The following is a 9,566-nucleotide window of genomic DNA, read 5'->3' on the forward strand; positions in this document are numbered from 1 at the left end:
GGATATGCTGGCGGCCCGTGGGACTTCAGTCGCGGGCTACCAAGTATGTCTTTGTCACCGGAGGCGTTGCCTCCTCTCTGGGTAAGGGTCTGACGGCGTCCAGCCTCGGACAGCTGCTCACTTCGCGCGGACTTCGCGTCACGATGCAGAAGCTCGACCCGTACCTCAATGTCGACCCCGGGACGATGAACCCGTTCCAGCACGGCGAGGTGTTCGTCACCGACGACGGCGCCGAGACCGATCTCGACATCGGGCACTACGAGCGCTTCCTCGACCGCTCTCTCGACGGCAAGGCGAACGTCACCACCGGACAGGTGTACTCGGAGGTGATCGCCAAGGAACGCCGCGGCGAGTACCTCGGCGACACCGTCCAGGTGATCCCGCACATCACCGACGAGATCAAGGCGCGGATCACCGCCGCGGCCGGGCCGGACGAGAACGGCGTCGCGCCGGACGTGGTGATCACCGAGGTCGGCGGCACGGTCGGCGACATCGAGTCGCTGCCGTTCCTCGAGGCGTGCCGCCAGGTGCGCCACGACGTCGGCCGCGACCAGTGCTTCTTCCTGCACGTGTCGCTGGTGCCGTACCTCGCCCCCTCGGGCGAGCTCAAGACCAAGCCGACCCAGCACTCGGTCGCCGCGCTGCGCAACATCGGCATCCAGCCGGACGCGCTGGTGTGCCGCGCGGACCGGGAGATCCCGGACGACCTCAAGCGCAAGATCGGCCTGATGTGCGACGTCGACACGGAGGCGGTCATCGCCTGCCCGGACGCGCGTTCGATCTACGACATCCCGAAGGTGCTGCACGGCGAGGCGCTCGACGCGTACGTGGTGCGCCGGCTGGGCCTGCCGTTCCGGGACGTCGACTGGACGGTGTGGGGCGACCTGCTCGACCGCGTGCACAACCCGAGCGAGATCGTCCGGGTCGCGGTGGTGGGCAAGTACATCGACCTGCCGGACGCGTACCTCTCGGTCACCGAGGCGCTGCGCGCGGGCGGGTTCGCGCACCGCGCCAAGGTCGAGATCGTCTGGGTCGCCTCGGACGACGCGCAGACCGAATCCGGCGCGGCGTCCGTGCTGTCCGATGTGGACGGTGTGCTGATCCCGGGCGGGTTCGGCATCCGCGGCATCGAGGGCAAGGTCGGCGCGATCCACTACGCGCGCACGCACGGCGTCCCGCTGCTCGGGCTGTGCCTCGGCCTGCAGTGCATGGTCATCGAGAGCGCGCGGAACCTGGCGGGCATCGAGGACGCGAACTCGGCCGAGTTCGACGAGGACACCCAGCACGCGGTGATCTCGACCATGGCCGACCAGCGCGACGTCGTCGCGGGCGAGCGGGACATGGGCGGCACGATGCGGCTCGGCGCGTACCCGGCGAAGCTCAAGGCCGGTTCGCAGGTCGCCAAGGCGTACGGCACCACCGAGGTGTCCGAACGCCACCGCCACCGCTACGAGGTGAACAACGCCTACCGCAAGCAGATCGGCGACGCGGGCCTGGTGTTCTCCGGCACCTCGCCGGACGACCGGCTCGTCGAGTTCGTCGAGCTGCCCGCGGACGTGCACCCGTTCTTCGTGGGCACCCAGGCGCACCCCGAGCTGAAGAGCCGCCCGACCCGGCCGCACCCGCTGTTCAGCGCGTTCGTGAAGGCCGTCGTGGACCGCAAGGTCGCCGAGCGGCTCCCGGTCGAACTCCCCGAAACGCCCGTGGCGGCTCGGTGAGCGCGCCCGGCACGCACGAGTTCTCCGTCGCCGGCAGCACGGTCGTCCACGTGGGACGCGTCGTCGGCCTGCGGGTCGACGACGTCGTGATGCCCGGCGGGGAAACCGCCAAGCGCGAGGTGGTCGAACACCTCGGCGCGGTGGTGATCGCGGCGCTGGACAGCGAGGACAACGTCACGCTCGTGCACCAGTACCGGCATCCGCTCGGGCGCAGGCTGTGGGAGCTGCCAGCCGGGCTGATCGACAAGCCGGGGGAGGAGCCGGTCGAGGCGGCGAAGCGCGAGCTGGCCGAGGAGGCCGGGCTGGCGGCGGCCCGCTGGGACACCCTGGTCGACGTCGCGGCCTCGCCCGGGTTCACCGACGAGGTGGTGCGCGTCTTCCTCGCGCGCGATCTGTCCGAAGTGGACCGCGACGTGCTCGGCGACGAGGAGGCCGACCTGGTGGTGCGGAAGTTCCCGCTCGCCGAGGCGGTCCGGATGGCGCTGGCGGGCGAGCTGGTCAACGGCGCGACCGTCTCGGGCGTGCTGTCGGCGCACGCGGTGCTGACCGGGGCGGCGGAGACGCGCCCGGCCGACGCGCCGTGGCAGGACCGGCCGACGCGGTTCGCTCGCCGACTGGCCGAGGGCTGAATTTCCCGGTTCTGTCGGGGTGCCGTCCTAGAGTGGCGGCGTGAATGACGCGAGAGTCGAGGTGCGGGGCGCGATAGCCACGTACCTCGACCATCTCGTCGTCGAACGCGGCACCGCCCGCAACACCCTCGACAGCTACTCGCGCGACCTCCGCCGCTATGCCGCTCACCTGGAAGCGGCGGGGATCGTGCGGCTGACCGAGGTCACGCCCGCGCACGTCACGTCGTTCGGAGCGGCGCTGCGCGAGGGCGACGAAGAACACCGGCCGCTGGCGGCGTCGTCGGCCGCGCGGGCGCTCGTCGCGGTGCGCGGGCTGCACAAGTTCGCGCACGCCGACGGGCTCACCGAACACGACCCGGCCCGCGACGTCCGTCCGCCGGCCGCGGCGAAACGGCTGCCCAAGGCGTTGCCGGTCGCGGACGTCCTGAAGCTGCTCGACACTCCGCCGCCGGACGGCGAACGCGCCTTGCGCGACCGTGCGCTGCTGGAACTGCTCTACTCGACCGGAGCCCGGATCTCCGAGGCCGTCGGGCTCGACGTGGACGATGTGGACGAGACCGAGCGCACCGTCCTGCTCGACGGCAAGGGCGGCAAGCAACGGCTGGTGCCGATCGGCCGTCCCGCGCTGGAAGCACTCGACGCGTACCTGGTCCGCGCCCGTCCCGCGCTCGCCGCGAACGGCCGGGGCACGTCGGCGATCTTCCTCAACGCCCGCGGCAGCCGGCTGTCCCGGCAAAGCGCGTGGCAGGTGCTCAAGGACACCGCCGAGCGGGCCGGGATCACCGCCGCGGTGTCGCCGCACACCCTGCGCCACTCGTTCGCGACCCACCTGCTCGAGGGCGGCGCGGACGTCCGCGTGGTGCAGGAACTGCTCGGCCACGCCTCGGTGACCACGACCCAGGTGTACACGCTCGTCACGGTCACGACGCTGCGAGAGGTCTACGCCACCGCGCATCCGCGCGCGCTGGGCTGAACGTCCGAACCGCCTCAGGGCCTTCCCACGCTGCGGTGACTCGGCCCGTGCGGCCCGGCGCGGCGCTTTGCCGGTGCTCCGGAAATCCGCATAGGCTGCCGGAGACCCCGCCGAACAAGGAGCTTTCGCGCCATGTCGACACCGACTCCGAACCAGCCGGAGGACCCGGCAGCGCCCGCCGGGCCAGCTGGGCCGGCAGTGTCCGCCGGGCCCGCTGCGTCGTCCGGGCCCGCTGTGTCTTCCGGGTCCTCCGGTTCGGCCGCGGCGAACCTCGAGCACGCGCGGATCGCCACGCCGGCGGACCACGAGGGCGACGAGCCGGAACGGCCGCTGACCCGCGCCGAACGCGCCCGGATGCGGGCGAAGGAGCGCGCGGAAAGCGGGATCGGGCCGACCGGGCGCCCGCTGCGCGAGATCCCCGAGCCGCCGCCGCTCGAGCGGCACGGCCCGGCGAAGGTGCTCGCCATGTGCAACCAGAAGGGCGGGGTCGGCAAGACCACGTCCACGATCAACCTCGGCGCCGCGCTCGCCGAATGCGGCCGCCGGGTGCTGCTGGTCGACTTCGACCCGCAAGGCGCGCTGTCGGTCGGGCTCGGCATCCAGCCGCACGAACTGGACCAGACGGTCTACAACGTCATCATGGAGCGCTCGGTGCAGATCGAGGACGTGCTCCGCAAAACCCGCGTCGACGGCGTTGACCTGCTGCCGAGCAACATCGACCTGTCCGCGGCGGAGGTCCAGCTCGTCGCAGAGGTAGGGCGCGAGCACACGTTGTTACGGGTCCTTCGTCCGGTGATGAACGACTACGACTATGTTCTTGTCGACTGCCAGCCCTCGCTCGGCCTGTTGACGGTGAACGCATTGACCGCCGCGGACGGTGTGATCATCCCCCTGGAGTGCGAGTTCTTCAGTCTGCGAGGCGTCGCGCTCCTGATCGACACGATCGAGAAGGTGCAGGAACGCCTCAACCCCAAACTGGACATCACGGGGATTCTCGCCACGATGTACGACCCGAGAACCCTGCACTCGAAGGAGGTCATGGCTCGCGTGGTCGAGGCATTCGGCGACACCGTGTTCGACACGGTGATCAACCGCACCGTGCGGTTCCCCGAGACGACGGTCGCGGGCGAGCCCATCACGACCTGGGCCCCCAAGTCCGCCGGCGCCGCGGCTTACCGCGCGCTGGCCCGCGAGGTGATCGCTCGGTGAGCAGGCGCGCTTCCCTGCCCGGAGCGTCGGAGCTCTTCCGCCTCACCTCCAGTCCGGCGACCCCCGCGCTCGAACGTCCCGCCGTGCCCGCTCCGGCGGAACCGGTGGCCCCGCCGCGCAAGCCGAGCGCTCCGGCGGACGCCGACCAGCTGGCCCGCAACGCGGCGCGCAGCGGGTCCGGGCGCACCAAGCACGACGCGAAGATCACCGTGTACGTCTCCGGCGAGGAACTGCTCGCGATGGAGCAGGCCCGGCTGAACCTGCGCGCCAAGCACGACCTGGTCGTCGACCGCGGCCGGCTGGTCCGCGAGGCGGTCGCCGTGCTGCTCGCCGACTTCGACCAGCGCGGCGAGGACTCCGTGCTGGTGCAGCGATTGCGGGCGAACGGCGAGGACGGCGGAACCGAGGGCTGATGGACGAACCGGCATCGGCCGAGCTGCCGGAGCCGGAAGCGGCAGCCGCCGAAAGCACGCGCGGCACGGAGGAACCCGGCGCCGCGGCTCCGGAGAGCACGGCGGCCGCGGAGTCTCCGGAGGAGACCGACGCTCCGGAAGCCCCCGGGCCCGCCGAGGCTCCGGCCGTGCACGAGACGGTGCACGGCGGCACCATCCCCGAGGGATACGCCGCCGACGAGGGCTCCTCGAAGTTCAAGGTGCGGCTGCAGAACTTCGAGGGCCCGTTCGACCTGCTGCTGCAGCTGATTTCGCAGCACCAGCTGGACGTCACCGAGGTCGCGCTGCACACCGTCACCGACGACTTCATCGCCTACACCCGCGCCCTCGGTCCGGACTGGAACCTCGACGAGACCACCGAGTTCCTGGTGATCGCGGCGACCCTGCTCGACCTCAAGGCCGCCCGGCTGCTGCCCGCGGCCGAGGTCGAGAACGAGGACGACCTCGCGCTGCTGGAAGCCCGCGACGTGCTGTTCGCACGGATGCTGCAGTACCGCGCGTACAAGCAGGTGGCCGCGCTGTTCGGCGAGCTGGAGGAAGGCGCGCTGCGGCGGTACCCGCGGTCGGTGGCGCTGGAGGAGCGGTACCTCGGGCTGCTGCCGGAGGTGATGCTCGGCGTCACCCCGGAGCGGTTCGCGGAGATCGCGGTCGCGGTGTTCCGGCCGAAACCGCCGCCGCAGGTGTCGATCGCGCACATCCACATGGGCCGGGTCTCCGTGCGCGAGCACGCCGCGCTGCTGCGGCTCAAGCTCGCCGAGGCCGGGCAGGCGACGTTCAAGGAACTGACCTCGGACTGCGAGCACACGGTCGAGGTCGTGGCGCGGTTCCTCGCGCTGCTGGAGCTGTACCGCGAGTCGTCGGTGCAGTTCGACCAGCTGGAGGCATTGGCGGAACTGCACGTCCGCTGGACCGGCGGCAGCGTGGCCGAGGCGTCCGTCGCCGCCGAGCACGACCGCGCGGCGGCCGATGAGGAGGAATACGGGTGAGCACCGAAGACGACCGCGCACCGGAGCGGGAGGAGACTCCGGCGGCACCGGACGCTCCGGCCGAAGAGGCTCAGGTCGAGGCCGAACAGGCTGCGGCCGGGCCGGACGAGACTGAGCCGGAAACCGCGCCGCAGCCGGAAAACGAGGCGGAGCCTGTGGAGGCCGTCGAGCCGGAACCCGAGCCGGAATCCGCCGAAGCCGAATCCGCGCCGGAACCCGAAGCCGCGGAGCCGCCCGACGACGAAGGACTGGTCGCCGTCGACAGCGGCCTGCCCAGCGTCGAGTCGGACGAGGCGCTCGAAGCCGCTCTCGAAGCGCTGCTGCTCGTCGTGGACTCGCCGATCGCGGAGGATTCCCTCGCCGAAACGCTGGACCAGCCGGTCGCCAGGGTGACCGTCGCGCTGCGGACGATGGCGCAGAAGTTCACCGAGCGGGCCAGCGGGATCGACCTGCGGCGCGTCGGCGAAGGGTGGCGGTTCTACACTAGGGACACCTACGCCCCGTTCGTGGAGAAGCTCCTGCTGGACGGCCAGCGGTCGAAGCTGACCAGGGCCGCGCTGGAGAGCCTCGCCGTGATCGCGTACCGGCAGCCGGTCACCCGGGCCCGGGTCGCGGCGGTGCGCGGGGTGAACGTGGACGGCGTGATCCGGACCCTGCTGGCGCGGGGGCTCATCGAGGAGATGGGCACCGACCCGGAGACCACGGGCACGCTGTACGTGACGACCGAGCTGTTCCTGGAGCGACTGGGGCTGTCGTCGCTGAACGACCTGCCCCCGATCGCTCCGCTGCTACCCGAAGTGGACACCATCGATGACATCTGAGCAACACCCCGACGGCATCCGCCTGCAGAAGGTCCTGTCGCAGGCGGGCGTGGCGTCGCGCCGGGCCGCCGAGGACCTGATCGCGGCCGGCCGGGTGGAGGTGGACGGCGAGGTCGTCACCGAACTGGGCCGCCGCGTGCACCCGGACGAGGCGGTGATCCACGTCGACGGCACGCGGGTCAACCTCCGCGACGACCTCGTGTACCTCGCGTTCAACAAGCCCAAGGGCGTGCACTCGACGATGTCGGACGACCGGGGCCGCCCGTGCGTCGGCGACTACCTGCGCGGCCGGTGGGAGGAGACCCCGGGCGTCGTGCACGTCGGACGGCTCGACGAGAACACCGAGGGCCTGCTGCTGCTGACCAACGACGGCGACCTCGGGCACCGGCTGATGCACCCGTCGTACCGGGTGCTGAAGACGTACTTCGCGGAGGTCGAGGGGCTGGTGCCGCGCGGGCTCGGCAAGGAGCTGCGCGCGGGCTGGGAGCTGCCGGACGGGATCGTGAAGGTCGACCAGTTCCGGGTCAAGGACATGCATTCCGGCCGGAGCATGATCGAGCTGGTGATCCACGAGGGCCGCAAGCACATCGTGCGCAGGCTCATGGCGGCCACCGGGCACCCGGTCCGCAAGCTGGTGCGCACCGCGGTCGGCGACGTGCAGCTGGGCAACCAGCGCCAGGGCACGATCCGCAGGCTGAACCGCGGCGAGGTCGGCACGCTGTACCGCACCGTGGGACTCTGACCGGTTCCCCACTTTCGGCCCTGCTGCCGGACCCCGCGCCCCGACCAGAGTTGTCGGTACCCGACGACGACTCTGGAGGGCGACGGGAATGCGTGTGCTGACAGGGCTGTGCGCCGCCGCGGTGCTGGCCGCGGGAGTGGTGGTGCCGGCGGCCGCGACGGCCGCCCCGGCGAGAACCGCCACGGAGCCGCAGTACGACTACGCCGGGGCGATCCGCGAAACGGTGTGGGTCGACCTCGGCCGGGACGGCGACGGGGACGGCGTGCCGGACCGGGTCGCCGCCGACATCGTGCGACCGAAGGAGCCGGCCGAGGCGGGCAAGAAGATCCCGGTGATCATGGACGCCAGCCCGTACTACTCCTCGGTGGGGCGCGGCAACGAAACCCAGTTCAAGACGTACGACGCGCAGGGCCGCCCGGTCGGCTTCCCGCTGTTCTACGACAACTACTTCGTGCCGCGCGGATACGCGGTGGTGCTCGTGGACCTCGCGGGCACCAACCGGTCGACCGGGTGCGTGGACGTCGGCGGCAACTCGGACGTCCAGTCGGCGAAGAAGGTCGTCGACTGGCTGAACGGCCGCGCGACCGGCTACACCGCGAAAACCGGCGGCACGAAGATGTCGGCTGGCTGGAGCGACGGCGGCGTCGGGATGATCGGCAAGTCCTACGACGGCACCATCGCCAACGGCGTCGCCTCGACCGGCGTCGAAGGACTCAAGACCATCGTGCCGATCTCCGCGATCAGCTCCTGGTACGACTATTACCGCTCGGACGGCGCGTCGTTCGGCTTCAACCCGGACGGGCTCGCGCAGACCGTCGAGCGGCGCAACGGCGGCCAGGATTGTTCGGCGCAGAACCGGAAACTCGCCGAGGGCGCGACCGAGAACGGCGACTACGGCCCGCTGTGGGCGGAGCGCGACTACGTGGCGAACGCGAAGAACGTGCGCGCCAGCGTGTTCATCTCGCACGGCGTCAACGACCTGAACGTCATGCCGATCAACTATGGCCAATGGTGGGACGCACTCGCCGCGAAGGGCGTGCAGCGCAAGATCTGGCTCGCGCAGACCGGCCACGTCGACCCGTTCGACTACCGCCGCACCGAGTGGGTCGACACCCTGCACCGGTGGTTCGACCACTACCTGATGGGCATCGACAACGGCATCGAGAAGGAACCGCAGGCGACGGTCGAACGCCAGCCGGACCAGTGGGTCAACGAAGCGACCTACCCCGCGCCGGGCACCAAGGCGACGGTGTTGCGCCCGCAGCCGGGCCGTACCGCTGGCGTCGGCACGCTCGGCACCGCGGGTGGCCGGGGCAGCGCGTCGTTCACCGACAACCCGAAGATCGGCGAGAACGAATGGGCGGCGAACCCGTCGGGCACGTCGCCGAACCGCGTCCTGTACAGCACTAGCGCGCTCTCTTCGCCGGTGCAGGTCTCGGGCACCTCGTCGATCACCGTGACGGCCACGCCGAGCACTCCGACCGCGCATCTGTCGGCGATGCTGGTGGACTACGGCCCCGCGAAGATCCGCAATTTCTCGGGCCCTGGCGAAGGAATCGTGACCGGCACGGACCGCACGTGCTGGGGTTCGAGCACCGACGGCGACAGCGCTTGCTACAAGGTGACCAGCGCGGACACGACGAACGTGGACTACACGATCATCAGCCGAGGCTGGGCGGACCTGGCGAACTACCAGTCCCTGAGCCGGGAAGCGCGGCTGACGCCGGGCAAGGCGTACACGATGACGTTCCGCCTGGCGAGCACCGACCACATCGTCCCGGCCGGACACCGGCTGGCACTGGTGATCGGCGGGACGGACGCCAATTTCATCACCGCACCGGCGAACCCGCCGAAGCTGACCATCGACCTGGCCAAGACCTCGGCCCGGATCCCGCTGGTCGGCACGGTTCCGGCGCGTCCGCGGACGGAATCCGCTCCGGCGGGTCCGCTCGCGCACGTTCCGGCTGCGGCGCGGTTCGACCTGCGCTGACAAAAGTCCGTGAAGGGCTCCTTGAGGGAATCTGACCTGGATCCAC

Annotated in this window: 9 protein-coding genes; all 9 read left to right on the top strand. The window is 70.9% G+C overall.

What is annotated here, in order from left to right:
* Positions 1-17: 17 nt before the first annotated feature.
* The 9 genes from pyrG to EIZ44_RS41805 all read left to right on the top strand — a co-directional run bounded on the left by pyrG (position 18) and on the right by EIZ44_RS41805 (position 9,520).
* Positions 18-1,718 carry a CTP synthase gene (gene pyrG / locus EIZ44_RS41765; RefSeq protein ID WP_134734329.1) on the top strand — a complete coding sequence of 567 codons (1,701 nt, stop codon included), beginning with the start codon at positions 18-20 and terminating at the stop codon, positions 1,716-1,718.
* Positions 1,715-2,347 carry an NUDIX domain-containing protein gene (locus tag EIZ44_RS41770; protein WP_134734330.1) on the top strand — a complete coding sequence of 211 codons (633 nt, stop codon included), beginning with the start codon at positions 1,715-1,717 and terminating at the stop codon, positions 2,345-2,347. The genes pyrG and EIZ44_RS41770 overlap by 4 nt, the downstream gene beginning before the upstream one ends.
* Before the next feature lie 40 nt (positions 2,348-2,387).
* Positions 2,388-3,320, top strand: coding sequence for a site-specific tyrosine recombinase XerD (gene xerD, locus EIZ44_RS41775; protein WP_134734331.1), 933 nt, complete (start codon positions 2,388-2,390; stop codon positions 3,318-3,320).
* Between the two features lie 132 nt (positions 3,321-3,452).
* A complete protein-coding gene (locus EIZ44_RS41780; RefSeq protein ID WP_235146667.1) occupies positions 3,453-4,529 on the top strand; it encodes a ParA family protein in 1,077 nt (358 codons plus the stop codon).
* Positions 4,526-4,942, top strand: a complete 417-nt coding sequence (locus tag EIZ44_RS41785; protein WP_134668136.1) for a cobyrinic acid a,c-diamide synthase — start codon at positions 4,526-4,528, stop codon at positions 4,940-4,942. Before EIZ44_RS41780 ends, EIZ44_RS41785 begins: the two co-directional genes overlap by 4 nt.
* Positions 4,942-5,967: a segregation and condensation protein A gene (locus tag EIZ44_RS41790; protein ID WP_240691559.1), complete on the top strand. Its 1,026-nt coding sequence runs from the start codon at positions 4,942-4,944 to the stop codon at positions 5,965-5,967. Before EIZ44_RS41785 ends, EIZ44_RS41790 begins: the two co-directional genes overlap by 1 nt.
* Positions 5,964-6,788: an SMC-Scp complex subunit ScpB gene (gene scpB, locus EIZ44_RS41795; protein ID WP_134734332.1), complete on the top strand. Its 825-nt coding sequence runs from the start codon at positions 5,964-5,966 to the stop codon at positions 6,786-6,788. Before EIZ44_RS41790 ends, scpB begins: the two co-directional genes overlap by 4 nt.
* The gene (locus tag EIZ44_RS41800) at positions 6,778-7,530 is read left to right on the top strand and encodes a pseudouridine synthase (RefSeq protein ID WP_037815466.1); all 753 of its coding nucleotides are present in this window, start codon (positions 6,778-6,780) and stop codon (positions 7,528-7,530) included. The genes scpB and EIZ44_RS41800 overlap by 11 nt, the downstream gene beginning before the upstream one ends.
* Positions 7,531-7,618: 88 nt before the next feature.
* The gene (locus EIZ44_RS41805; RefSeq protein ID WP_134734333.1) at positions 7,619-9,520 is read left to right on the top strand and encodes a Xaa-Pro dipeptidyl-peptidase; all 1,902 of its coding nucleotides are present in this window, start codon (positions 7,619-7,621) and stop codon (positions 9,518-9,520) included.
* Positions 9,521-9,566 lie beyond the last annotated feature (46 nt).

Source organism: Amycolatopsis nivea (genome assembly GCF_004522235.1).
Taxonomy (GTDB): Bacteria; Actinomycetota; Actinomycetes; order Mycobacteriales; family Pseudonocardiaceae; genus Amycolatopsis; species Amycolatopsis nivea.

Coding starts and splice junctions, on each gene's coding strand:
- EIZ44_RS41780 (WP_235146667.1), top strand. CDS start 3,453: ATGTCGACACCGACTCCGAACCAGCCGGAGGACCCGGCAGCGCCCGCC.
- EIZ44_RS41790 (WP_240691559.1), top strand. CDS start 4,942: ATGGACGAACCGGCATCGGCCGAGCTGCCGGAGCCGGAAGCGGCAGCC.
- EIZ44_RS41800 (WP_037815466.1), top strand. CDS start 6,778: ATGACATCTGAGCAACACCCCGACGGCATCCGCCTGCAGAAGGTCCTG.
- EIZ44_RS41805 (WP_134734333.1), top strand. CDS start 7,619: ATGCGTGTGCTGACAGGGCTGTGCGCCGCCGCGGTGCTGGCCGCGGGA.